Origin of the sequence: Roseovarius sp. MMSF_3281 (genome assembly GCF_030733685.1) — a bacterium.
GTDB lineage: Bacteria > Pseudomonadota > Alphaproteobacteria > Rhodobacterales > Rhodobacteraceae > Roseovarius.
This window is the reverse complement of record NZ_JASHIM010000006.1, coordinates 45,380-68,574: the sequence shown is the minus strand read 5'-3', so window position 1 is coordinate 68,574 and position 23,195 is coordinate 45,380. Positions and strand designations below refer to the sequence as shown.

The window sequence follows — 23,195 nt, the reverse complement described above, 5'->3', positions numbered from 1 at the left end:
AGGCCCTTGCAACGCGGTTTCGAAACCGCGTCGGGCAAGCCCGTTCGAACGGGCTTGTTAAAGCGTTTCGCGAAAAACCTGAGTAACAGATTTTCGCGAAGCGCAGTGCGCCGTTCAATCGTTGCGCGCGTTCCGCCGTTATCTGATGCCTCAGGTTAAAGGCGGAACGCTTTAGTTCAGTTGGAAGTGCAGCGGGTAGGCGCCATCCTGAAAGGGGCCGAAAAGATCGGGGATGTCGGGGTGATCCACCGGTTCGCCCGAGTAATCGGCCACGAGGTTCTGTTCCGAGACATAGGCCACGTAGTAGCTTTGGTCATTCTCGGCCAGAAGGTGATAGAACGGCTGTTCCTTCGAGGGGCGGCTATCCTCGGGGATAGCGTGGTACCATTCCTCGGTATTGGAAAATTCGGGGTCGACATCGAAGACAACACCCCGGAAGGGATGTTTCTTGTGGCGCACCACTTGACCCAGATGATATTTTGCACGCGTCTTCAGCATCATATTGCAGCCCCTACCCTTGCATTCTAAAGGTTTCAAGTGCGGTTTGTCTAACCCCTGAGCGGAAATTGGCGGGAAACAGTCTGTGAACCTTACTTTGACAGTGCTTGAGATCGTGGCCCCGGTTTTCATGCTGGCAACCATCGGGTTCACTTGGGTAAAACTGGGGTTCGATTACAACGTCGAGTTTGTCACCCGGATGGCGATGACGCTTTCGGTGCCCTGCCTGATCTTTGTCTCGCTCATGCAAACCGAGATCGACCCGGCGGCCCTGACCACGCTGTCGTTGGCGGCGATCGTCGCCTATGGGGCGCTGACCGTGGTGATACAGGTTTTGATGCGCGCGGGCGGGTTGGAGCAGCGCACCTATGCCGCGCCGATGATTTTCGGCAATACCGGCAACCTTGGCCTGCCCCTGGCCCTGTTCGCCTTTGGCGAGACAGGGCTTGGCTATGCGGTGGTTGTTTTTGCCATCATGGCGATATGGTCTTTCACCTACGGGATCTGGCTGGTCTCGGGGGGCGGGTCGATCCTGAAGGTGGTGAAGGAACCTTTGGTGGCGGCCACCGTGCTTGGCGGGGTGTTTTTGTGGCAGGGCTGGCAGACGCCCGTTTTCCTGACCAATGCGCTGGATCTTGTGGGGCAAATGGCGATCCCCCTGATGCTGATCACGCTGGGCATTGCGGTGGCGCGGCTGACGCCGGGACGCGTGAAGCTGGCGACGGTGCTGTCGGCGATCAAACTGGCGATTTGTGCCGCGACCGGATGGGCCGTGGGGCTGTGGTTCGGACTGGATGCAACCGCGCTTGCGGTGCTTGTATTGCAGCTTGCAACGCCGGTGGCGGTGACCTCGTACCTCTTGGCCGAGAAATACGGCGCCGATGCACAGGCGGTGGCGGGCTTGGTGGTTGTTTCGACCCTGATATCGGTGGTGGGCTTGCCGTTTTTGTTGGCGTTTTTGCTCTGATCCGGGGGTGTGCTTCAATTCGTGATTTGAACCTGTCCCGCTTTGCGCTAAACTGCCCGAAAAAGAAAAGCGAGAGGCAGTATGAGCAGAACTCTTCGCGCCATGATGATCGTGATGCTGGTGGCATCCTGCGGGGGTGGTCGTGATAGCGGCCCACCGCCCGGTAACCTGGATGACGCCTGTGCGATTGTCGCAGAGCGCCCGCATTATCTTCGTGCTTTCCGCGCGACCGAACGCCGTTGGGGCGTGCCGGTGCATGTGCAGATGGCCACCATTCATCAGGAATCCAAGTTTGACGGCGGTGCGCGCACGCCATTCCGCTGGACCTTGGGCGTGATCCCCATGGGGCGGCAAAGCTCGGCCTATGGGTATAGCCAGGCCTTGGATGGCACCTGGGATGAGTACAAGGAAGAAAACCGCCGTTTTACCGCGCGGCGCAATGATATCCACGACGCCACCGATTTCATGGGCTGGTATATGGCCAAGTCGAACCAGCGGCTTGGCATTTCCATGAGCGATGCGCGCAACCAGTACCTTGCCTATCACGAAGGGCGGACTGGGTTTTCGCGCGGGTCGTATAACGCCAAGCCCTGGCTTCTGAGGGTCTCGGCCAAGGTTGAGGAACGCGCGCGGATGTATGAAACCCAATTGCGCAGTTGCGGCGGGCGGCGCGGTTTTTTCTGATCGCAGAAACAAGAAAACCCCGGCCACTATGCCGGGGTTTTGCTGGTACCCTGGGATCAATCGCCCTGACGGCCCACCGGCCCTTTGCCGGGGATCTTAAATTGACTGTTGGCTAGGCGAACGCCGGTTTCCAGATCGCCCAGAACCACCGTTGTTCGGCTGCCCGCGTCATCGTTGATCACCCATTGCCGAAGCTCAACCGGGTTGGCCGTAAAGACCAATTCGATACTGCCGTATTCGGGATGCTCGGGGTCTTGGGCGCGGATGGTGGTGGTTTTGCCATCGCTGGCGTGGCCGGTCACCATGCGTTCGCGCGTGAGGTCGACGTTGCGAGCAAGGATGATCTTGAGCGGCGTACGGTGCAGCGGATAGGCCTCGGGACCGGTGTTTGATTTCGGGTCGACGATGCCCACCGTATCGCCATCGGCCACCACGAGGGTGCGTTCGGGCGGCGCATATTCGAACCGGACGCGACCGGGGCGTTTTATGTAGATTTGGCCGGTGCTGATCGTGCCGTCATCGTTGATCTGCGTGAACTCGCCCGAGGCGGTCGAGAAAGAATTCAGATAGCCCGAGATTTGCCCCAGCGAGAGTTTTTCCGCCGCGGCGGGGAGCGCCGTGGCAAGGCACAGCGCCGCGGCGGAAATGAAACTTGTGATACGCATGTTTGCCATGCTCCTTACCTCGTGTCGTGTCGTGCCAATGTGTAACACTGGGCGCTGTTATGCGATATCAAACCGCCTTATCCCGATATCAGCATCCCCGCACCGGTAATCAAGGCCACACCGGCAAGGCAAAGCCCGACCAGCATCAGGATTCCGTCGCGGGCGGTGAAGGCCAGCCCGACAAGCGCAATGGCCAGCATCGGCAGCGCGGCGGCAAAGGGGATGATCTCAAGCGGTGGGACAAGCAGGCAAAGGGCAATGACACACAGGGCGGCAAAGATCTTGGCCAGGCGCGTGACAAGGCTTTCCAACCGCCGACCAAGCCAACGGTCCATCCGGCGCGCCGCCGGGCGGGCCTTTTGGATGGCGCGGAGCAGTTTATCGGCGGTGATCTGCCGGTTTCCAAGAACCGAAGGCAACCAGATATGCCGACGCCCCAGAAGCACCTGTGCGGCAATCATGAAGATCACCAAGGCAAATAGGCTTGGAACACCCGGGATGCCCCCGAGGGGCGAGACAACGATAATGGCGGGCAGGAAAAGAAGCGGGCCAAAGCCGCGCGGGCCGATCCGTTGCACCACATCGCCCAGCGATACCGGCCCCTTGCTTTGCGCCAGTGTGCCCAATTCATCCAACAGGCCATTGGCGGTTTCGATGTCCCCCATGCCGCGTCATCCTTTACCCTTTGCATAGGCCCAACGCGCTAGGCGCGCGTTGGTTTCATGCGGTGTGCCGTGCTTATTGTTCCGGCACGAGGATTTCGCGTTTGCCAACGTGGTTGGCGGCGCTCACGACGCCCTCTTCCTCCATCTGCTCAACAAGCCGGGCGGCCTTGTTATAGCCGATGGCCAGCTTTCGCTGGATATAGGAGGTCGAGCATTTGCGATCCTTGATGGCGATGGCGACGGCCTGATCATAAAGCGCGTCTTCGCCGTCGGTATTGCCCCCCGTCGACAGGCCAAGCACCTGGTCGATACTGTCGGCCTTTTCGTCCTCGGGGCCGTCCTGAACGCCGCTGACGTAGGCGGGCGGGCCATAGGCCTTGAGGTGGGTGACGACCTCTTCGACCTCTTCATCCGAGACGAAGGGCCCGTGGCAACGGGTGATCTTACCGCCACCGGCCATGTAAAGCATATCGCCCATGCCCAGCAGTTGCTCGGCCCCCATTTCGCCCAGAATGGTTCGGCTGTCGACCTTGGAGGTCACCTGGAACGAGATCCGGGTGGGGAAGTTGGCCTTGATGGTGCCGGTGATGACGTCCACCGAGGGGCGCTGTGTGGCCATGATCAGGTGGATGCCCGAGGCACGGGCCATCTGTGCAAGGCGCTGAATGCAGGCCTCGATTTCCTTGCCGGCGACCATCATCAGGTCGGCCATTTCGTCGACGATAACGACGATATAGGGCATTTTCTCGGGCGCGAATTCTTCGGTCTCGAACACGGGCTCGCCGGTGTCGTCGTCAAAGCCGGTTTGCACGGTGCGCGAGAACATTTCGCCCTTGGCAAGCGCGTCGGCCACGCGGCCGTTGTAGCCGTCGATGTTGCGCACGCCCATCTTGGACATCTTGCGGTAACGATCTTCCATTTCCGCCACGACCCATTTCAGCGCCACGACCGCCTTTTTCGGGTCGGTCACAACGGGCGACAGAAGATGCGGGATGCCGTCGTAGACGGAAAGTTCCAGCATCTTGGGGTCGATCATCACAAGACGCAGGTCTTCGGGCGTCAGCTTGTAAAGCAGTGACAGGATCATGGTGTTGATCGCCACGGATTTACCCGAGCCGGTGGTCCCGGCAATCAACAGGTGAGGCATCTTGGCAAGGTTCGACACCATCGGGTCGCCGCCGATATCCTTGCCCAGCGCCAGAGGCAATTTCTGGTTGCCGTCGCCATAATCGCGACTGGAGAGGATTTCGCGGAAACTGACCATTTCGCGGTTGTCGTTGGGCAGTTCGATGCCAATGACAGAGCGGCCCGGCACGGTACTGACCCGCGCCGACAGCGCCGACATGGAGCGCGCGATGTCATCGGCCAAGCCGATGACGCGGCTGGCCTTGAGGCCGGGGGCCGGTTCCAGTTCGTACATGGTCACCACGGGGCCGGGGCGGACCGAAACGATTTCGCCCTTCACACCGTAGTCATCCAGCACGTTTTCCAGCATCCGCGCGTTTTCCTCCAGCGCCTCGTCGGACAGGTGGTGGCGCGTGATGCTGTCGGGGTTGGTCAACAGGTTGAGCGGCGGAAGGTCGTACTCGGGCTTGGCCGCCTCTTCGAATTGCAGGGTCGGCTGGGCCTCGGCCATGGCACGGGTCGAAGGCTGCGGGGCTTTGCGGGTGCTATGCTGCACGACCTTTTTGGGTTCGGCCACCGGGATGCGGGGTTGTGCCGTTTGTGTCGGCTGAGGGGCCGGCGCGGGCTGTTGCGGGGCCGGTTGTTCCTGTTGCGGTGCCGGTTGTGCCTCGGGCGCGGGGGCCTGCATCATCGGCTGCGCCTCGGGTTGCGGGACCGACAGGGGCGGCTCGGCAGGCATCAAGGGCTGTGGCTGTGCAGCGGTAAGCGGCGGCTCGGGCGGAAGCCCCTGCCCTGCCCCGGTGTTGAGGATCAACGGATCGGGGCCGCGGCCCCGGCCTTTGGTCAAGGGCGCGACGCTTTCGGATTGCACGGCGGGGTTTTGACGCACGCGGGCCTTGATCACGTCGGCGATGCGGGCGCGCACGCGATCTTCGCCGGGGGCGTCCACGTCCTCGGCCATGACCGGGTTTTCGATGAGTTCGGGTTCGGGGTCAGGTTCGGGGCGGCGGATAAGAGAGGGCATCCGCGACAGGAACCCGCCCGATTGCTCATCTTCGGCCACCTCGGGGGCCGCGGGGGCGGGCGCCGTGGAAACCGGCGCGCGATGCACGACCGGCTGCGCCGGGATCGCGGCCTCGGCGCGGGCGTATTCCTGCGCTTCGGCACGCTCGGCGGCGCGGCGGGCGCGGGCATCGGCGGCCTTGGCCTGAACGCCTTGGGCGGCATGAACCGCACCCGAGGCCCCACGCCCCAGAAGCGTCATGGTCCAGGCGTAGGTCATGATGACACCCACCAGCAGGAAGCGCCCGATGCGCGAAAGTTCGGGCCGCGTGAACCCCAGAACGAAAGCGCCCAGCGCCAGCATGGCCACACCAAGCACAAGCGACAGGAGTTTCAGGCCCAGGCTGGCCCCGAAAGGCAGGATGCCCAGAAGCGACCCCAATACGGTATCGCCAAACAGTCCGCCCAAGCCGAAACTATGGGTCGCTGCCCATGTCTCACCGGGGGCCAGCGAGGCGGCATAGAGCGACAGAACGGCAACCCAGATGGGCGCGAAGATCAGGCGGCCAACAGCGCGGTCTTCTCCACGGTGCAGGGCAAAACGCAGGCCCCAGGCCCCGAGAACGATGGCCAAGGCCCAAGCGCCCCAGCCGACAATCATGAAAAGCGGCGCGGCAATGGAGGCCCCGAAGCGGCCAAGCCAGTTTTGCACAGGCGCATCCGTGGCCGACATCCAGCTGGGATCGTCGGGGTGGTACGAGGCGATCATTGCCGCCGCTGCCGCTCCAAGCACCAGAAGCGCGATGCCCATCAACTCCTTGCCGCGCTTTTCGATCGCCTCGGCCATGGTGCTGTCAAGCAGCGGGTCGCGCCCGCGTGTCTGATATGCCATCTTGTCCCTCGTCCTCAATTTATCTGAAAAGACAGTCGCGAAGCCGGGTAAGGCCCTGCGCCATCTCGTCTTTTGGGGCCACCATGGCGACCCGAATGTATCCTTGGCCGGGGTTCGCGCCCCCGACTTCACGGCTTAGGTAGGCACCGGGCAAGACCCGGACGCCGGTTTCTTTCCAAAGTTTGAGCGCGGCTTCTTCGCCATCCTCGACGGGCAGCCAAAGGAAAAATCCCGCCTCGGGGCTTTGGTAACCCGGCACATGGCCCAAGATGTCATCGGCCAGCGCGTATTTCTCGGCGTAAAGCGCGCGGTTTTCGATCACATGCGCCTCGTCGGCCCAGACCTTTTCGGCCACCCGTTGCAGGGGCATGGGCAGCGGCGCGCCGGCATAGTTGCGAAGCTGTTTCAGGCGGGCGATAGTTTCCGGCCCACCGGCAACAAAGCCGCTACGCAACCCCGGCAGGTTGGAGCGTTTCGAAAGGCTGTGGAAGATCACCACGCGTTCGGGGCTTGCGCCCATCGAGTGGGCCACTTGCAGGGCACCGGTGGGGGCGTCGCCGCGGTAAATCTCGGAATAGCATTCATCGGCGAAAATCTGGAAATCGTGCTTTTCGCCCAATGCGATAAGCTCGCGCCAGTAGTCATGGCTGGCCACCGCCCCTTGCGGGTTGGAGGGTGAGCAAAGGTAGACCACCGCAGCGCGGTCCAGCGTTTCGGGCGACACGGCAGAGAAATCGGGCAAATGGCCGGTCTCGGCGGTGGCAGGCAGCAGCACGGGTTTGGCCCCCACGCTGAGGGCCGCGACCATGTAGACCTGATAGAAGGGGTTGGGCAAAAGCACCACGGGCTGTCCGCCCTTGGTTTCGGGGCAAAGCGCCATCATGGCGTTATAAAGCCCCTCACGCGTGCCATTGAGGGCCATGACGTGACGCTCGGCCTCAAGCGCCACGCCATAGCGGCGTTGCACCCAATCGCAAATCGCCTGCCTCAGTTCAACCGTGCCTTCGTTGGCGGGGTAGCGGCCGAATTCGGCCAGATTGTCGGCAATAATATCCCCCACCCACGCCGGGAAGGCGTGTTTGGGCTCTCCAATGGTCATATGCATCACCTCGCCGCCGGGCGCGTGGGCGTCCAACAGGCTCCGCAGGCGCGGAAACGCATAGGCCGGTAGGTTCGAAAACCGCTCGGGAAACATCAATACTGCCTCAAAGTTCGGGATCGTCATCGTCCCGTTTGAGGATGAATCTACTCAAGGGTTTGGCTTAGGTCCAGCAAAACCAATGCCTTGACAGGCAGATTGTGGCATTTTCGCAGTCGGCGTTACGGGGTAAGCGCGGCTTCGGCGGCCTTGGCAAGGCGCAGCAGGCGTTCCTCGGTATGGGGCGCACCGCAAAGGAGTATGCCGCAGCTTGGCGTTCCGGTGGGCAGGGTCACGCCGCAGCCCCCCATGAGGTTGCCCACCCGCGTGTTCCGCAGGGTGAGCAGGTTTTCGGTGACATAATAGTCATCGTCCGACATGAGTTTTTCCATGTTGGGCGGCATGTTGGGGGCGGTTGGCATGATGACCGCGTCAAAGCCTGCGGTGCGGGCGTCATAAGCGGCGCGCAGGGTTTCGAGCTTTTGCCATGCGGCGACATAGTCGGAGGCTTTGAATTCCTTACCGCCGCGGAAACGCTCTAGAATCGGCGCAAACATCTTGTCGGGTGCGGCTTCGACCACCTCGGACCATGTGCCGTAGGCCTCGGAGGTATAAAGGATGCCGGACATGGGCATGGCCTGAGAGACTTCGGGCGAGGTGATGCGTTCGACCACGGCACCGGCATCTTGCAGGCGTGTGACCGCATCGTTGAAGGCTTTGAGAGGCGCCTCGCGGATATCGTCGAAAACCACGGTATCAAGGATGGCAAGCCGTTTGCCCTTGAGGGTCGCACCGCGCAGATCGGCGGGTTTGATACCTTCAAGGGCGGCGAGCATGAGGCTGGCATCTTCGACGGTACGGGCCAGTGGACCGACGGTATCGAAGGACGCTGCCAGCGGCACGGCGCCTTCAAGAGAGACCCGGCCAGAGGTGGTTTTGAGACCCACCAGATCGTTCCAGGCCGAGGGAATACGGACGGAGCCCCCCGTGTCGCTGCCGATCCCGCAAGCCGCAAGACCAAAGGCGACCGAGGCCGCGGCCCCCGAACTGGACCCGCCGGGCACCGCGCCTTCATCGTTCACATTGGGGGGCGTGGCGGTGATAGGGTTGAGGCCAAGGCCCGAGAAAGCCAGTTCGCTCATGTGGGTTTTGCCAAGGCAGACAAGCCCCGCTTGCGACGCATTGCGCAACACGCGGGCGTCGCTATCAGGCGTGCGACCTTCCAGAAGGGCGCTGCCGGCTTCGGTCTTGTAACCTGCTGTATCGAAAAGATCTTTCCAACTGATCGGCACGCCATCGAGGGGGCCAAGGCGCAGCTTGGCCTTGGCGCGTTCGGCGGCGGCCTGTGCCTCGGCCCGGGCGCGGGTAGCAGTGACGGCGGAATAGATGCGGTCGCGGGCCTCGTGCCCTTTGATCGCGTCCAAATAGGTTTCGGTCAGCTCGACCGGGTCAATCTCGCCCTTGCCGATGCCCTTGCCCAACTCCGTCGCTGTCATGGTCAGCCAATCACGCATGCCCTGCCCTTTCGTATCAATTGTCAAAAGCCACGGTAGCGGCAGTGCGGCGCATGGACAATCCCGCTAAAGCCGCCATATTGCGCGGCATGGAACATGATACCGATATCGCCATCGTCGGCGGGGGCCTGAACGGCCCTGCCCTTGCCATCGCCCTTGCCAAACAAGGGTTTCGCGTGACCGTGATTGACAGCCTGCCGGAAACCGTGCGCAAGAACGCGGCCTTTGACGGGCGGGCCTATGCGCTGGCCTTGGCCTCGGTGCGGTTGCTGCAGGCCATCGGGGTTTGGAGCCGGGTCGAAGAGCACAGCCAGCCGATGCTTGAAATCAAGGTGAGCGACGGGCGCGCGGGCGAAGGGGCATCGCCGTTTTTCATGCATTTCGATCATGCCGAGATCGAGGAAGGGCCGATGGGCCATATGCTGGAGGATCGCTACCTTAGACGGGCTTTCCTTGAGGCGATGAAGGACGAGGCGAATATCACCCAGTTGCGCGATACGGTGGTCGCGCAGGAGGTGGAACGCGGCGGGATGCGCGTGACGCTCGAGTCGGGTAAAACCCTGTCGTGTCAATTGCTTGTGGGGTCGGACGGGCGCGCATCGGGCACCGCACAGCGGGCCGGGATCAAGCGCACGGGCTGGGGCTATGGCCAGACGGCCCTGGTCGCGGCGATTGAGCATGAGTTGCCGCATAACGGTGTCGCACATCAATTTTTCATGCCGCCGGGGCCTTTGGCGATCTTGCCGCTACCGGGCAACGTGAGTTCGATCGTCTGGAGTGAAACCGAGGAAACCGCCGCGCGGTTTGCCGCGCTGCCGGATGCGGAGTTCATGGAGGTTCTACGCCCCCGGTTTGGCGATTTTCTGGGCGATATCAAACTGTTGGGCAAGCGGTTCACCTATCCTTTGAACCTGACGATTGCCAATCATTTCGCGGCCCCGCGCGTGGCCCTGATTGGTGACGCGGCACATGGGATGCACCCGATTGCCGGGCAAGGGCTTAACGCGGGGTTAAGGGATGTGGCGGCCTTGGCGCAGGTTTTGGACGAGGCGCGCAAGCGCGGCGAGGATATGGCCGCCCCCGATGTCCTGGCGCGGTATCAGCAGTGGCGGCGGTTCGATACGGCCACGCTGGCGCTGGTGACGGATGCCACCAACAAGCTGTTTTCAAACGATAATCCCATCCTGCGCTTTGGGCGTGACCTTGGCATGGGGGCGCTGAATGCCATGCCGAAACTGCGCCGGACCTTTATCCGCGAGGCGGCGGGCCTGACCGGGGATTTGCCGGATTTGATGAAGGGGTAACGGGTGTACAGATCGTACAGAACGTACGTGAGTTTTGTACACAACGCAGGGGCCAAGGATTTTCGAAAATCCTTGGCCAAGCGATTTCGAAATCGCTTGCCCGCTCTGACGGCTAGCCGCGCTCCAACACCCGGATCATCGTGTCGCCGTAGCGGCGTTCATCAAGTAGGGTCAGGCCCTCGGGCGGGGTGATATCGGCGCTTTCCTCCCAGACGATCAGGGCCTCCTCGGCGATCCAGCCGCCCGCGAGGGCGGCGGCAAGCGCGGCCTCGCCCATTTGCTTGCCATAGGGGGGATCAAGAAAGACGAGGGTTGCGGGTGTGCCGGGGCAATCGCCCAGTTTGCGGGCATCGCGTTGGATGATGCGGGTTTCCCCTTCGGCCCGGCAAATACCGATGTTTTGCCGCAGGAGTTTGAGGGCGGTGCGGCCATTCTCAACAAAAGTAACCTGTCCGGCCCCGCGCGAGAGCGCCTCAAGCCCCAAGGCCCCGGTGCCTGCGAAAAGATCGAGAACGATGGCCCCGTCACAGGAGCCGCCGAAGCCCCCTGCCAGCATGTTGAACAGGCTTTCGCGCACCCGGTCGGCGGTGGGGCGCAGGTGGGCGCCCGCATCCCCCTTGCCCACCGAGGCCAGACGGCGGCCGCCGAAGTCTCCGCCGATGATCCTCATGCCCGCAGAAGGGTTTTGAGATCGGTTTCGGGGTTGGCCACCGCCGCAGGGTCGGCGGTTTTGCCCGCGTCGATCAGGCGTTTGCCCACCATGTAGGCGCGGGCGTCGTTCATGGCGTCCACGGCAAGCAATTGATCGCCCTTGAAATACCAGAAGGACACATGCCCGTCGGCATCGCCGGGGCGGGTGACGATATGGTCGTAGCCGGTATTAAGACCCGCGATCTGCAATTTCACATCGTATTGATCGGACCAGAACCACGGCTGCGGAACATAGGTCTTGCCCGCCCCCATGATGTTTTCGGCCACGCATTCGGCCATGTCGATGGCATTGGGAACCGATTCAAGGCGGATGCGCCCGCCCCGGGCCGGAAAGGAAGCGCAATCGCCCGCGGCCCAGATGGCCGGGTCACTGGTACGGCCCTGTTCATCGCACTTGATGCCATTGTCGATCAGCACGCCCGAGAATTCCGCCAATGTGGTAGCGGGTGTGATTCCAACGCCGACGATGGCGAAATCGACGCTGAGTTCACTGCCATCGCTGAGGCGCGCGCCGGTCACGCGGGTCTCGCCCAGCAGGGTTTCAAGGCCGATGCCTTCGCGGATATCGACCCCGTGAGAGCGATGCAGCGCTCGGAAGTAATCCGAGGTTTCGGGGGCGGCCACCCGTTGCAGGATGCGGTCGGCCATTTCGACGAGCGTGACCTTGAGGCCCTTCGAGGCAGCCACGGCGGCGGCCTCAAGCCCGATGTAACCACCGCCGACGATCAGGACATGGCGGCCTTCGGTGAATTCCGGCGCCATGGTGTCGGCGTCGTGCAGATCGCGCACGGTATAAACACCCTGCAACCCGCCCCCGATGCTGTCGGGCAGGCGGCGGGGGGTTGAACCGGTGGTAAGCACCAGGTGATCGTAGGGGATCGTCTGATCGCCCACGGTAACGCATTTATCCGCGCGGTCGATGGCGGTGACGGTTTCATCCAAGTGCAGGTCGATGCCGTTTTCGCCGTAAAAACTTTCGGGCCGCAGGAAGAGGCGTTCAAGCTCCATCTCGCCCAGGAGGTATTTTTTCGACAGCGGCGGGCGTTGGTAGGGGGGAACCGGTTCTTCGCCGATCAGGGTGATCTTGCCGTCGTAGCCAAGGTTACGCAGTTTCGCCACGCAGGACGCGCCCGCCTGCCCGGCCCCGATCACGACTATCCCGGTCATATTTTTCCCTTCCTTTTCCATGGTCACGCCCGCGCGCTGACCCTATATCTACCCGTACTGGAAACGCAATTGATAGACAGGGAGCGACCATGAGCATTTCAAAAGGCGACAAACTTCCCGAAGCGACGCTGGCACAGATGGGCGGCGACGGCCCGGAACAGGTGGAACTGTCCGACAAGGTGAAGGGCCGCAAGGTGGTGATTTTCGCCGTACCGGGGGCCTATACGCCGACCTGTCATTCGGCGCATGTGCCAAGTTTCATCCGCACCAAGGATCAATTCGATGCCAAGGGCGTGGACGAGATCATCTGTATCTCGGTCAACGACCCATTCGTCATGGGCGCATGGGGCGAGGCCACGGGGGCCGCTGATGCCGGAATCACCATGCTGGGCGATCCGGAATCAGCCTTTACCAAGGCGATCGGCATGGAGTTCACCGCGCCGCCGGCTGGCCTGATCGCGCGTTCCAAGCGCTATGCCATGGTGGTGGAAGATGGCGTGGTGACCGCCCTGAACGAAGAAGAGAGCCCCGGTGCCTGCGAGGTGTCGGCGGGCGAAGCGCTGCTTGAGGCGGTGTAAGACAGCGCATCCCGTCCCGGGCTTGCCCCGGGACCTTGCGGCCCACCAAGAGGCCCCGGGTCAAGCCCGGGGCGCGACGGGGTTAGGACGCACGTGAGGCCACACATGAAAAAGCCCCGGTCGTTGACGCGACCGGGGCTTTCCTGTTGGTAGCGGGGCAGCTTAGCCCGCCTTGCGCAAATCCTGGATCATCGCGTCGATATTGCCTTGGCGACGATCAAGCATGGCGCCGATTTCACTGCGCTCGGTCAGGCGCAGGCTGACCCCTTCGATTACCATGTCGAAGAACAGGTCCTTGCCCGAACGGTCAGAGACCAGGAACAGCACCTCGAAGGGCGATTCACCGCGCAGGTAGACGGTTGAACGCACCTCGTGCCAGGATTTGACGCGGCGCACGCCTTTGACTTCGATCTCGCCACCGGCGAATTCATTGAACCGCTTGCCGTACTTGCGGGCCACGTAGCCGCGGAAGGCATCGGTGAAGGCGCGCATCTGCGAGGCCGAAGCGCGGCGCGAATCCGCGCCCAGGGTCGAGCGGGCGATAATGTTCACATCCGCATAACGCGCAAAAATCCGTTCGAAATCGCGGATCATCGACGACAGGGATTTACCCGAGGCAATGACCCGGTTGATCTCGGAGACCACGCGATCAACCAGTTGCTTGGCACCGGCGTCGCTCAGGGCAAAGGCGCCTGTGGGCAGCGCGGTTAGCGCGGTGCCGGCAAGGCCAGCCGCGATCAGGTGACGGCGTGAGATATCAGTTTTCATAGGGGTCCTCGTAAAGGTCGCCATAGGGATCATCGTAGGGGTCAACATAGGTGCTGTCTTCGGTGCCGCCCAGTTCGAACCGGCGGTTCTGAAGATAAAGTGATCGGGCCTGTGCGTAGCTGTCGGCGCTTTCGTAAAGAATCGAATCGATCGTTTCGGAATACCGGCCCCGGTCGCTGAGGCGCGAAGAGGCGGAGGCAGCGGTGCCATAGTAGTTTTCCGGGTCGTCGATGACATAGGTCAGCGGGTTGGTGAACAGGTCAACCGCCTTGCCCCATGTGTCACGCTCGGTCGAGGGGCCAAGAAACGGCAGTTCCACATAGGCCCCTTCGCGCGCGCCCCAGACATGCAGGGTTTGGCCGAAATCGGCATCCGTGGGTGCGGGCATCCCCATCTCGCTGGCCGGGTCGAAAAAGCCGCCCAACCCAAAGGTGGTGTTGATCGCGAAGCGGTACAAATCCTGGCTGGCGCCGCGCCCGTTGCCTTGCAGGATGTTGTTCACGATGGCCCCCGGGATCGACAGGTTGAAGGCAAAGCGGCCGATCACCGTTTCGATATCGTCCGGCAAGAAGTTGCTGTAGCCGCGCCCGGCGGGGCGGATGATGGCGCGGTCAAGGCTGCGGTTGAAAGCGTGAACATCGCGATTCGATTCTTCATAGGGATCGAAGGGCTCGTCCACGGGTTGCGAGGGGCCGGGGTTGGCACAGGCGGCCAGAACCCCGCCCAAGGCCAGCATGGCAAGGGCGCGAAGACCGGTGACAAGGGATTGTGGCAGCATAACAGGCAAGGGGGTACCGAAAATCTTTTGGTGCAGACCTGCTACATAGACTATCATAAACCTTTGCCCAGAAGCACGTCACAGACAACTGCCATCCTGTGGCAGATGAGTGACAGGTTTCACGCCTGCGGATTGCCGAATTCCGCGCGTGGTAACGATTTGGCAGGCACCCCGGCTGTAACCTGTTTTCATGACAGGCGATCCCCATCCCCCCGGTCGCGTCCAGTTGCGCGCCCTGTGCCACGACCATCGCGGCCTTCTGGCCTGCGTCGCCGTGTTCAGCGTCTTCGTGAACCTGCTGATGCTGACCGGGCCGCTTTACATGCTGCAGATTTACGACCGGGTGCTTGGCAGCGGCTCGGTGGAAAGCCTGATCGCGCTTACGCTGTTGGTGGTGTTTCTGTTTGGCGTCATGGCCGTTCTGGATCATGCCCGCGGGCGGATCATGGCGCGGATCGCCGCACGTTTCCACGCCGGGCTTGAACGGCGTGTCTTTGCGGCGGATCTGCGACAGGCCGCGCGGGGGGACGCGGCCGACACCGGCACGGGCCTGCACGATCTGGAGGTGGTGCGCCGCGCGCTGGCCTCTCCGGCGATGGGGGCGCTGTTCGATATTCCGCTGACGCCGCTGTTCGTGCTTGGCATTTGGCTGTTTCATCCGTGGTTGGGCATGCTGGCCCTGTTGGGCGGGGGCAGCCTGATTGCCTTGGCGGTGCTGAACCAATGGGTCACGCGCGCCCCGGCGGATCGCGCGGCGCGGGCCGAGGCCAAGGCCAACCGGATCGCGCATCAGTTCCGGCAACATGCCCTTGATATCAAGGCGTTAGGCATGGAAAGCGCGGGGTTTGCCCAATGGCAGGGGCACCGCACCGCAAGCCTTGTGGCGCAGGTGCGCGCCTCGGATATGGGCGGCGGGTTCCACAGCGCGACCAAGGCGTATCGGCTGTTGTTGCAATCGGGCATGCTTGGCCTGGGGGCCTATCTGGTGCTGCATGGCACGCTGAGCCCCGGCGGCATGATCGCCGCCTCGATCCTATTGGGGCGTGCCTTGGCCCCGATTGAACAGTGCATCGCCTTTTGGCCACTTCTGCAAGCCGCAAGGCAGGGTTGGGGCAGGCTTGGCCGGCGGCTGGAGGCGCACCCGTCTGGGCCCCCTCCCATGGCATTGCCCACGCCACGCGCACGGCTTCGGGTAGAGGGGATAAGCGTGATCCCCCCCGGCACGCGCCACCCGACCCTGCGCCAGGTCAGTTTCGAGCTTTCTCCCGGCCAGGCCCTGGGCGTGATCGGCCCCTCGGGATCAGGCAAATCGACACTGGCGCAGGCCTTGACGGGGGCATGGCCCGCAGTGGCGGGCACTGTGCGATTGGATGGGGCGGCGCTGGATCAGGTTGCCCCCGAAGGCCGCGCCCGACACCTGGGGTATTTGCCGCAGCGGGTCACATTGTTTGACGCGACGGTCGGCGAGAATATCGCGCGGCTGACCCTTGATGCCGACCCGGCGGCGATTGTCGACGCGGCCATGGCGGCGGGCGCGCACGAGATGATCCTTGGGCTGCCGCATGGCTATGACACCCCGGTCACGGCCCCGGGCGAGGGCCTGTCGGGCGGGCAGGTACAGCACATAGGCTTGGCCAGGGCCCTGTTCGGCGACCCCGCGCTTTTGGTGCTGGACGAACCCAATGCGCAGCTTGATCACGAAGGATGCATGGCGGTGACGCGGGCCATTCACGCGGCAAAGGCCAACGGCAAGGCCGTCGTGGTGATGGCGCACCGGCCAGCCGCGATCGAGGCCTGCGATCTGGTCCTCACGCTGGAGGGGGGCGTGGTGCGTCGGTTCGGCCCGAAAGCCCGAGTTCTGCACGAGGTGGTCGAAAACCATTCTGACATCACGAAAACCGCCGGGGCCGCCTCGTGACCGGCGGGGCGACATGGTCGGCATGGCGGCCGGTGATCATGGGGTGGCTGGCGCTGTTGGTTCTGCTGGGTGGTTTCGGCACATGGGCCGCAAATGCGCGTATCTCGGGCGCAATCATCGCGCCCGGCCGCATCGTGGTGGCGCACAGCCCGCAGGTGGTTCAGCATCCTGACGGCGGGGTGGTTGCCGCGCTGCTTGTCTCGGAAGGTCAAAGGGTAACGGCGGGCGACGTGCTGTTGCGATTCGACCAGGGTGCGATTGGAGCAGAGTTGGCACAGGTCGAAACCCGGCTATTCGAGGTGATGGCCCGCCGGGCGCGCCTGGAGGCCGAGCGCGATGGCGCACCGCTGATCCGGTTCGCCCCCCTGCTGAGGCAGCGCGCCAAGGACAGCCCCGCCTTGACCGATGTCATGGCCGGGCAGCGCCGGTTGATGCAGGCGCGGGCGGCCTCGCTCGAACAGGAACTGGCGCAACTGGAGACACGCCGGGCCCAAGCGGCCAAGGCATCCGAGGGTATCGCCGCACAATTGGCTGCGCTTAAGCATCAACTGCAACTGATCGGGCAGGAATTGAACGCCCAAGAAGCGCTTTTGCAGCAGGGGTTGGCGCAGATGACGCGCGTCTTGGCATTGCGACGGGAGAAGGCCCGCTTGCGCGGGGCCGTGGGGGAATTGCAGGCCCGCGACGCCGAACTGGCCGACCGCGCGGCGGGGATTGAACTTGAAATTCTGCGCCTGAAGGCGCGGCGGCAAGAGGCGGCAATCACCCAGCTGCGGGATGTTCAGGCGCAGGAACGCGGCCTGCGGCAAGAACGGCAGCGCCTGCAGGCGCGTCTTTCGCAAAGGCGGGTTGTCGCGCCCCTTGGCGGGGTGGTTCATGACCTCAGGGTGCCGGGACCGCAGGCGGTGGTGCCCGCGGCGGCCCCGATCCTGACGATCGTGCCGCAAGACCGCCCCCCGATGATACGGGCGCGCATTACCCCCACGGATATCGACGCCGTGTTTCCCGATCAGGCGGTGCAACTGCGGTTTCCCGCATTGGATCGGGCGATGACACCGACGCTTGAGGGGCGCGTTGCCTCGGTCTCGGCGGATGCGCTTTGGGATTCGGCAAGCGGGCTGGCCTATTACCAGGCGCGGATCGCCCTTACCGCAGGGGCGGCCACCGCCCTGCCCGACACCGCGCGCTTGATTCCGGGCATGCCCGTCGAGGCCTATATCCGCACCGGCGATCATCGGCCCGCGGCCTATTTGATCAAACCGATGAGCGATTATTTCGCCCGCGCCTTCCGATAATCGCCGGGATCGCCGCAAAAGCACCGGGCATGGCCGTCTTTTCGGGTTTCCCTTGCGCCACCGGGGCGCTAGCGTCCGCCCGACGCAATCCATGTGGGAGGACGGATCATGGGAAATTTCGAAGCGAAACTGGCAGAGATGGGCGTGACCCTGCCCGACGCCCCGGCCCCGGCGGCGAATTACGTACCTTACGTGCAGGTGGGCGATATCCTTTATGTCTCGGGCCAGATTTCCAAGGATGGCGACAGCCTGATCACCGGCAAGCTGGGTGACGATATGGAAACCGCACAGGGGGCCGAGGCCGCCAGGGTTTGCGCAATTGCCCTTTTGGCGCAGGTGAAAGCGGCCTGTGGCGGCGATCTGGACCGGTTGAAGCGGGTTGTGAAGCTGACCGGGTTCGTCAACTCCACCGCCGATTATGGCGAACAGCCGCAGGTGGTGAACGGCGCCTCCGATTTCATCGGCGAGGCGCTTGGCGAGACAGGCAAGCATTCGCGGTCCGCCGTATCGGCAGCGGCCCTGCCCTTTGGCGTGGCGGTGGAAATCGAAGGGATTTTCCAGATCGGATGACCCGCCGCTTGCCCGATGCCTTTCGGCATATCCCCTTGGCGCACCGTGCCCTGCACGACAAATCCGCCGGACGGCCGGAAAACTCGCGCGCGGCGATTATGGCCGCGGTTTCAGCGGGTTACGGGATCGAGATCGACGTGCAGCCCTCGCAAGAGGGCTGTGCCATGGTGTTTCACGATTATGACATGGCCCGCCTGACGGGCGAGCGCGGGCCGATTCAGCAGCGCCGGGTTGCGGAACTGGCACAGGTCCCGCTTTTGGGCGGTGACGAGGGTGTGCCGACGCTGGCGCAAGTGCTGGAGCTTGTCGGCGGCAAGGTGCCTTTGCTGATCGAGTTGAAGGATCAGCACGGCCAGATGGGCGCGACCGACGGGCGGCTTGAGGCCTCGGTGGCCGACGCGGTAAAGGGCTATGGCGGGCCGGTGGCGGTGATGTCCTTCAACCCCGAGATGGTGGCGCGGCTGGCCGGGTTGATCCCGGATGTGCCGCGCGGATTGACCACGGCGGGCTTTTCACCCGAAGGCTGGGGCCTTTTGAAACCAGCGGTGCGCGCGCGGTTGCGCGAGATCCCGGATTACGACCGCGTGGGAGCCAGTTTCATCAGCCATGAGGTGGCTGATCTGGATAGTCCCAAGGTGGCCGGGATGAAGGCCCGAGGCGCAGATATTCTATGCTGGACGGTGAAATCGCGGGCACAGGAACAGATCGCGCGGCAGGTGGCCTGCAATATCACCTTCGAAGGCTATCTGCCTGACTTTCCGGCTTGATTCCGCGGGGTGAGGCCACAAGTTAGCGACATGGCCGAGCAAGAGCTTTCCATAACCCTGCACGACAGCCTGTCGCGGATCGACGCGGCGGACTGGGATGCCTGTGCCTGCCCCGAGACCGCGGACGGCGGGCGGCCTAATGACCCGTTCACCACTTACCGGTTCCTGAAGGCCTTGGAAGACAGCCGCTCGGTCGGGGCCGGGACGGGCTGGGCCCCGCATTACATGGTGGTCGAGATGGGTGGCGCGGTGATCGCCTGTGCGCCGCTTTACCTCAAATCCCACAGCCAGGGCGAATATATCTTCGATCACAACTGGGCCCATGCCTATGAGCGCGCGGGCGGGCGGTATTATCCCAAGTTGCAGATGGCCGTACCCTTTACGCCAGTGACGGGGCGGCGGTTTCTGGTGAAGCCCGGACATGAGGCGGCAGGCCGCGCGGGGTTGATCCAGGGCGCGGTGCAAGTGGCGGAAAACAATGGGCTTTCTTCGGTTCATGTCACGTTTTGCACCGGCGACGAGGCCGAGGCGGGCGCGCAGATGGGCCTGATGGCGCGAACCAGCCAGCAGTATCATTGGCAAAACCGTGGGTATCAAAGCTTTGACGATTTCCTGGCCGAGCTGAGTTCGCGCAAGCGCAAGGCGATCCGCAAGGAACGCCGGCAAGCACAGGAATTCGGCGGCGAAATCAGGCAGTTGACCGGCAATCAGATCGAAGCGCATCATTGGGATGCGGTCTGGGAATTCTATCAGGATACCGGCGCGCGCAAATGGGGGATGCCCTACCTCACCCGGCAATTCTTTGAAATCGCTCATGAAACCCTGCGCGACGATATCCTTTTGGTGCTGGCCGAGCGGGATGAGCAAGCCATTGCCGGGGCGATGAACCTGATTGGACGCACGGCACTTTATGGGCGATACTGGGGCTGTTCAGAGCATCACCCCTGCCTGCATTTCGAGCTATGTTATTATCAGGCAATGGATTTTTCGATTGCGAGAGGATTGGCCACGGTGGAGGCCGGGGCGCAGGGAGAACACAAACTGGCGCGGGGATATTTACCGGTCAGTACCCATTCACTGCACTGGATGCGCGATGCGGGATTTGCCGACGCGGTCGGACAATACCTTGAGGCAGAGCGGGCCGCGGTTGAGGAAGATATTGAAATCCTTACACAATTCGGCCCTTTCAAGAAAACGGACATGGAGGATCACCAATGACCGAGAAACTGAGCGATACAGCCCGGAAAACCACGCTTGAACCGTTGTTGAAGGACGGTTGGGAGATGGTCGAGGGGCGCGATGCGATCAAGAAAACCTTTGAATTCAAGAACTTCGTGGATGCCTTCGGCTTCATGACGCGGGTGGCTATCTGGGCCGAGAAATGGAACCACCACCCCGAATGGTTCAATGTTTACAAGACCTTGGAGGTCACGCTGAGCACCCATGACGTGGAGGGCCTGAGTTCGCTGGACGTGAAACTGGCCCGCAAGATGGACGTGCTGTATTCCGGCGACTGATTTTCGTACGGCTCGTACGCAAGACCCCCCTGTTTCGTACGAAAACCGGGGGGTCTTTTTTGTGGTACGTACGAGTCGTACGAAACTGGGGTCAGTTGCGGCGAGGGGCGAAACCCTGCGCTCTGGCTGCAACACGGTGCTGCGCTGCGGAAAATGTCAGTGACAAGGCCATTGCTGAACATGACATCATGAGCCGCGCATCGACGGGCCGCGGTGCGGCGATCCACCCTCTGAGATGGTGCACTTTATACCAGCCACTGGCGCGCAACTTTTGATCTATGCGCCAAGCCCTACCCAATCGCCGTGCCGGGGGGCGGCCCGGCGATGCGCGGCGGGCCTGCGGCCCTTGATTCCGCGCTGGGGCAACAACCGCTTCGTCCCGCAACGGCCCCTAAACCGGGCGTCAATCCACCCCCAAGATGCCGCGCAGGATGTTTTCGATCGGGTTGCCGCGGTCGGGTTGGGTGCGGCGTTGCTGGCGGCGCAAGGGTTCCTGTTGAACCTGCGGTTTGGGTTGCGGGCGGATCATCGGCAGGGGCTTGGGCTCGATCCCTTCGTGGACCCGGACCATGGTTTCGTGCCAGATCTCGGCGGGCAAGCCGCCGCCCGTCACGCCCGTGAGCGGCGTGTTGTCATCATAGCCCATCCAGACACCGGCCACGTAATCGGCGGTGAAACCAAGGAACCACGCATCGCGGGCGGCCTGGGTGGTGCCGGTTTTGCCCGCCGCCTCGCGGTCGGGCAGTTGGGCACGCCCGCCGGTGCCGCCGTGGACAACCTGATGCATCATGTAAATGAGTTCGCGCGCGGCCTCGTCGCGGATCACCCGTTCGCCGATGCCGCCGCCGGTGCCCATCAATGGCGCGTCCTCGCCCAACAGTTTGAGTTCGACCAAACCATAGGGCGTGACCGAGGAGCCGCCGTTGAGGATACCGGCATAGGCCCCGGTCATTTCCAGCAGCGTGCTTTCCGAGGCCCCCAGCGCCAGCGCCGGGCCATCGGCCAGATCGCTGTCGATGCCGAAATCGCTGGCCACTTGCCGAACCAGATCGCGGCCCACGCTTTCAGAGACCTTCACGGCGGGAATATTGAGCGAGTCGCGCAGGGCGCGGGCCAGCGTGACACGGCCATAATGCTTGCGGGTGTAGTTTTCCGGGCACCAGCGGCCCGAGCCGGGAATGTCGAGGCAGTAGGGTTCATCGACCACGGTGGCATCGTGGGAGTACCCCAGTTCAAGCGCCGTGGCATAGACGAAGGGCTTGAAGGCCGATCCGGTCTGGCGGCGGGCCATGGTCGCGCGGTTGAAGGCGCCGGTCACCTTGCTGTTGCGTCCGCCCACCATGGCGCGTACCGCCCCGTCGGCGGACATCACCACGATAGCGGCCTGCGCCTTGGAGCCTTCGCGCACCTTTTCCTCGAAGATATACTTCAGCGCGTCTTCGGCGGCAGTTTGCATGCGCTGGTCGAGGGTGGTCTTGATGATCACGTCCTCGGTGGTGTCGCGGGTGAAGAACTCGGGGCCCGAATCCATCACCCAATCGGCGAAATAGCCGCCGGTCTGGGCCTGGGCTGCCTCGGACAGGGTTGCCGGGTCGGCCTGGGCCGCGGCGGTTTGGGTGTCTGACAGATAGCCCTGTTCGTTCATCAGGCGCAGCACGGTGGCGGCGCGATCCTGTGAGCGTTTGAGGTTGGAGGTGGGGGCCAGCCGCGTGGGCGCGGTAAGCAGCCCCGCCAGCATGGCGGATTCCTGTGGGGTCAGCTGCCCGGCGGATTTGCCGAAATAGCGTTGGGCCGCCGCCTCGGCCCCGTAGGCGCCGCCGCCCATGTAGGCGCGGTTGAGGTAAATCGAAAGAATCTGCTGCTTGGAGTACTTGGCCTCCATCGCCATGGCAAAGACCGCTTCCTTGGCCTTGCGGGCCAGCGATCCACGGCGGCAGTCGGCGATGTAATCGGCCTCGGATTCCCATTCGGATTTGTCGTATTCGACGCCGAGGCACAAAAGCTTCGCGGTTTGCTGCGTGAGGGTCGAGCCGCCGTGGCCCGAGAGCGGCCCGCGCCCTTCGCTGAGGTTGATGCGGATGGCGCTGGCGATGCCGATGGGATCGACGCCGGGGTGCATGTAAAAGCGCCTGTCCTCGGTGGCGATGACGGCGTTTTTCAAATGCGGACTGACGGTGTCGGAGGTCACGACACCGCCGAAGGTATCGCCGCGCCACGCGAAAACATCGCCCTCGCGGTCCAGCAGGGTGACCGAGCCACGCGCGCGACCGTCCAGCAGTTCATTCACCGACGGCAGGGTGGTGTAGGTATAGGCCACGGCCACGCCGACGATCAGGGCCACAACCGCGGTCACGCGCCAGCCGATGCCCCAGACAATCCGGAAGACCCAACCGAAAATCCCCCGCAGAAGCCGCACCAGGGGATTGCGCGAGGGCGTGCGTTTGCGCCGGGCAGGCGCTTTGCGGCGCTTGGGCGCGGGTTTCTTTTTATTGGATTTCGGTGTGCGCTTGTCCGCGACGAGACGCGGTGTCTTGCGGCCTGAATTGCTCATGCTCGTCCTGCCCGGGACCAATGTGTTTTGCGCAGTCTACAGCGCCGGTTTGGAAATGTAGACCCCCGGGGTTGGGCCTGCCCTCCTTTTTATTGTGCATATTTTTTGTGCATTTTGGCGT

General features: G+C 63.0%; 21 protein-coding genes. 10 read left to right on the top strand and 11 right to left on the bottom strand.

Annotated elements, in window-relative coordinates; all coding sequences use genetic code 11:
* Positions 1-171: 171 nt before the first annotated feature.
* Positions 172-498, bottom strand: a complete 327-nt coding sequence (hspQ, locus tag RBB32_RS08580; protein ID WP_306152396.1) for a heat shock protein HspQ — start codon at positions 496-498, stop codon at positions 172-174.
* 85 nt (positions 499-583) lie between these two features.
* On the opposite strand from hspQ, the gene RBB32_RS08575 reads away from it, so the two are divergent.
* Together RBB32_RS08575 and RBB32_RS08570 are read left to right on the top strand one after the other, a co-directional pair.
* On the top strand, positions 584-1,465 hold the full coding sequence (locus tag RBB32_RS08575) for an AEC family transporter (RefSeq protein WP_306152289.1): 882 nt from the start codon (positions 584-586) through the stop codon (positions 1,463-1,465).
* A gap of 81 nt (positions 1,466-1,546) precedes the next feature.
* Complete coding sequence (locus tag RBB32_RS08570; protein ID WP_306152288.1) at positions 1,547-2,149, top strand: lytic transglycosylase; 603 nt, start codon at positions 1,547-1,549, stop codon at positions 2,147-2,149.
* 56 nt (positions 2,150-2,205) lie between these two features.
* Here RBB32_RS08570 and RBB32_RS08565 read toward each other — a convergent pair whose 3' ends face one another.
* The 5 genes from RBB32_RS08565 to RBB32_RS08545 form a co-directional block, all read right to left on the bottom strand.
* On the bottom strand, positions 2,206-2,823 hold the full coding sequence (locus RBB32_RS08565) for an outer membrane lipoprotein carrier protein LolA (RefSeq protein ID WP_371931040.1): 618 nt from the start codon (positions 2,821-2,823) through the stop codon (positions 2,206-2,208).
* A 68-nt stretch (positions 2,824-2,891) separates the two neighbouring features.
* Positions 2,892-3,479 (bottom strand): exopolysaccharide biosynthesis protein, encoded by a 588-nt coding sequence (locus RBB32_RS08560; protein ID WP_306152286.1) that lies wholly within the window; start codon positions 3,477-3,479, stop codon positions 2,892-2,894.
* 73 nt (positions 3,480-3,552) lie between these two features.
* On the bottom strand, positions 3,553-6,498 hold the full coding sequence (locus RBB32_RS08555; protein ID WP_306152285.1) for a DNA translocase FtsK: 2,946 nt from the start codon (positions 6,496-6,498) through the stop codon (positions 3,553-3,555).
* 19 nt (positions 6,499-6,517) lie between these two features.
* Positions 6,518-7,693: an aminotransferase class I/II-fold pyridoxal phosphate-dependent enzyme gene (locus RBB32_RS08550; RefSeq protein ID WP_306152395.1), complete on the bottom strand. Its 1,176-nt coding sequence runs from the start codon at positions 7,691-7,693 to the stop codon at positions 6,518-6,520.
* Between the two features lie 125 nt (positions 7,694-7,818).
* Positions 7,819-9,150, bottom strand: coding sequence for an amidase (locus RBB32_RS08545; RefSeq protein ID WP_306152284.1), 1,332 nt, complete (start codon positions 9,148-9,150; stop codon positions 7,819-7,821).
* Between the two features lie 53 nt (positions 9,151-9,203).
* Here RBB32_RS08545 and RBB32_RS08540 point away from each other — a divergent pair, with 53 nt between their 5' ends.
* A complete protein-coding gene (locus RBB32_RS08540) occupies positions 9,204-10,454 on the top strand; it encodes a UbiH/UbiF/VisC/COQ6 family ubiquinone biosynthesis hydroxylase (protein WP_306152283.1) in 1,251 nt (416 codons plus the stop codon).
* Between the two features lie 112 nt (positions 10,455-10,566).
* On the opposite strand, the gene rsmD is transcribed toward RBB32_RS08540, so the two are convergent.
* Positions 10,567-11,124 carry a 16S rRNA (guanine(966)-N(2))-methyltransferase RsmD gene (rsmD, locus tag RBB32_RS08535; protein ID WP_306152282.1) on the bottom strand — a complete coding sequence of 186 codons (558 nt, stop codon included), beginning with the start codon at positions 11,122-11,124 and terminating at the stop codon, positions 10,567-10,569.
* Positions 11,121-12,332: an NAD(P)/FAD-dependent oxidoreductase gene (locus RBB32_RS08530; protein ID WP_306152281.1), complete on the bottom strand. Its 1,212-nt coding sequence runs from the start codon at positions 12,330-12,332 to the stop codon at positions 11,121-11,123. The genes rsmD and RBB32_RS08530 overlap by 4 nt, the downstream gene beginning before the upstream one ends.
* 89 nt (positions 12,333-12,421) lie before the next feature.
* On the opposite strand from RBB32_RS08530, the gene RBB32_RS08525 reads away from it, so the two are divergent.
* Positions 12,422-12,910 (top strand): peroxiredoxin, encoded by a 489-nt coding sequence (locus RBB32_RS08525; RefSeq protein WP_306152280.1) that lies wholly within the window; start codon positions 12,422-12,424, stop codon positions 12,908-12,910.
* Positions 12,911-13,072: 162 nt separating this feature from the next.
* Here the strand turns inward: RBB32_RS08525 and RBB32_RS08520 are convergent, their stop codons facing one another.
* A complete protein-coding gene (locus tag RBB32_RS08520) occupies positions 13,073-13,678 on the bottom strand; it encodes a phospholipid-binding protein MlaC (protein ID WP_306152279.1) in 606 nt (201 codons plus the stop codon).
* Positions 13,668-14,456, bottom strand: a complete 789-nt coding sequence (locus RBB32_RS08515) for a VacJ family lipoprotein (protein WP_371931039.1) — start codon at positions 14,454-14,456, stop codon at positions 13,668-13,670. The genes RBB32_RS08520 and RBB32_RS08515 overlap by 11 nt, the downstream gene beginning before the upstream one ends.
* 190 nt (positions 14,457-14,646) lie before the next feature.
* On the opposite strand from RBB32_RS08515, the gene RBB32_RS08510 reads away from it, so the two are divergent.
* The 6 genes from RBB32_RS08510 (at position 14,647) to RBB32_RS08485 (ending at position 20,523) form a co-directional block, all read left to right on the top strand.
* Positions 14,647-16,374, top strand: coding sequence for a type I secretion system permease/ATPase (locus tag RBB32_RS08510; protein ID WP_306152278.1), 1,728 nt, complete (start codon positions 14,647-14,649; stop codon positions 16,372-16,374).
* Positions 16,371-17,669: an HlyD family type I secretion periplasmic adaptor subunit gene (locus RBB32_RS08505; RefSeq protein WP_306152277.1), complete on the top strand. Its 1,299-nt coding sequence runs from the start codon at positions 16,371-16,373 to the stop codon at positions 17,667-17,669. The genes RBB32_RS08510 and RBB32_RS08505 overlap by 4 nt, the downstream gene beginning before the upstream one ends.
* Before the next feature lie 108 nt (positions 17,670-17,777).
* Positions 17,778-18,239, top strand: a complete 462-nt coding sequence (locus RBB32_RS08500) for a RidA family protein (protein ID WP_306152276.1) — start codon at positions 17,778-17,780, stop codon at positions 18,237-18,239.
* Positions 18,236-19,006, top strand: a complete 771-nt coding sequence (locus RBB32_RS08495) for a glycerophosphodiester phosphodiesterase family protein (RefSeq protein ID WP_306152275.1) — start codon at positions 18,236-18,238, stop codon at positions 19,004-19,006. Before RBB32_RS08500 ends, RBB32_RS08495 begins: the two co-directional genes overlap by 4 nt.
* Before the next feature lie 30 nt (positions 19,007-19,036).
* Positions 19,037-20,224 (top strand): GNAT family N-acetyltransferase, encoded by a 1,188-nt coding sequence (locus RBB32_RS08490; RefSeq protein ID WP_306152274.1) that lies wholly within the window; start codon positions 19,037-19,039, stop codon positions 20,222-20,224.
* Complete coding sequence (locus RBB32_RS08485; RefSeq protein ID WP_306152273.1) at positions 20,221-20,523, top strand: 4a-hydroxytetrahydrobiopterin dehydratase; 303 nt, start codon at positions 20,221-20,223, stop codon at positions 20,521-20,523. Before RBB32_RS08490 ends, RBB32_RS08485 begins: the two co-directional genes overlap by 4 nt.
* A gap of 403 nt (positions 20,524-20,926) precedes the next feature.
* On the opposite strand, the gene RBB32_RS08480 is transcribed toward RBB32_RS08485, so the two are convergent.
* Positions 20,927-23,074 carry a transglycosylase domain-containing protein gene (locus tag RBB32_RS08480; RefSeq protein WP_306152272.1) on the bottom strand — a complete coding sequence of 716 codons (2,148 nt, stop codon included), beginning with the start codon at positions 23,072-23,074 and terminating at the stop codon, positions 20,927-20,929.
* Positions 23,075-23,195 lie beyond the last annotated feature (121 nt).

Excerpts from the sequence above, each read along its gene's own strand:
- RBB32_RS08480 (WP_306152272.1), bottom strand. The coding sequence starts at position 23,074 with ATGAGCAATTCAGGCCGCAAGACACCGCGTCTCGTCGCGGACAAGCGC.
- RBB32_RS08510 (WP_306152278.1), top strand. The coding sequence starts at position 14,647 with ATGACAGGCGATCCCCATCCCCCCGGTCGCGTCCAGTTGCGCGCCCTG.
- RBB32_RS08485 (WP_306152273.1), top strand. The coding sequence starts at position 20,221 with ATGACCGAGAAACTGAGCGATACAGCCCGGAAAACCACGCTTGAACCG.
- hspQ (WP_306152396.1), bottom strand. The coding sequence starts at position 498 with ATGCTGAAGACGCGTGCAAAATATCATCTGGGTCAAGTGGTGCGCCAC.
- RBB32_RS08500 (WP_306152276.1), top strand. The coding sequence starts at position 17,778 with ATGGGAAATTTCGAAGCGAAACTGGCAGAGATGGGCGTGACCCTGCCC.
- RBB32_RS08520 (WP_306152279.1), bottom strand. The coding sequence starts at position 13,678 with ATGAAAACTGATATCTCACGCCGTCACCTGATCGCGGCTGGCCTTGCC.
- RBB32_RS08570 (WP_306152288.1), top strand. The coding sequence starts at position 1,547 with ATGAGCAGAACTCTTCGCGCCATGATGATCGTGATGCTGGTGGCATCC.
- RBB32_RS08545 (WP_306152284.1), bottom strand. The coding sequence starts at position 9,150 with ATGCGTGATTGGCTGACCATGACAGCGACGGAGTTGGGCAAGGGCATC.
- RBB32_RS08540 (WP_306152283.1), top strand. The coding sequence starts at position 9,204 with ATGGACAATCCCGCTAAAGCCGCCATATTGCGCGGCATGGAACATGAT.
- RBB32_RS08490 (WP_306152274.1), top strand. The coding sequence starts at position 19,037 with ATGGCCGAGCAAGAGCTTTCCATAACCCTGCACGACAGCCTGTCGCGG.
- RBB32_RS08495 (WP_306152275.1), top strand. The coding sequence starts at position 18,236 with ATGACCCGCCGCTTGCCCGATGCCTTTCGGCATATCCCCTTGGCGCAC.
- RBB32_RS08515 (WP_371931039.1), bottom strand. The coding sequence starts at position 14,456 with ATGCTGCCACAATCCCTTGTCACCGGTCTTCGCGCCCTTGCCATGCTG.
- RBB32_RS08525 (WP_306152280.1), top strand. The coding sequence starts at position 12,422 with ATGAGCATTTCAAAAGGCGACAAACTTCCCGAAGCGACGCTGGCACAG.
- RBB32_RS08530 (WP_306152281.1), bottom strand. The coding sequence starts at position 12,332 with ATGACCGGGATAGTCGTGATCGGGGCCGGGCAGGCGGGCGCGTCCTGC.
- RBB32_RS08550 (WP_306152395.1), bottom strand. The coding sequence starts at position 7,693 with ATGTTTCCCGAGCGGTTTTCGAACCTACCGGCCTATGCGTTTCCGCGC.
- rsmD (WP_306152282.1), bottom strand. The coding sequence starts at position 11,124 with ATGAGGATCATCGGCGGAGACTTCGGCGGCCGCCGTCTGGCCTCGGTG.
- RBB32_RS08555 (WP_306152285.1), bottom strand. The coding sequence starts at position 6,498 with ATGGCATATCAGACACGCGGGCGCGACCCGCTGCTTGACAGCACCATG.
- RBB32_RS08560 (WP_306152286.1), bottom strand. The coding sequence starts at position 3,479 with ATGGGGGACATCGAAACCGCCAATGGCCTGTTGGATGAATTGGGCACA.
- RBB32_RS08565 (WP_371931040.1), bottom strand. The coding sequence starts at position 2,823 with ATGGCAAACATGCGTATCACAAGTTTCATTTCCGCCGCGGCGCTGTGC.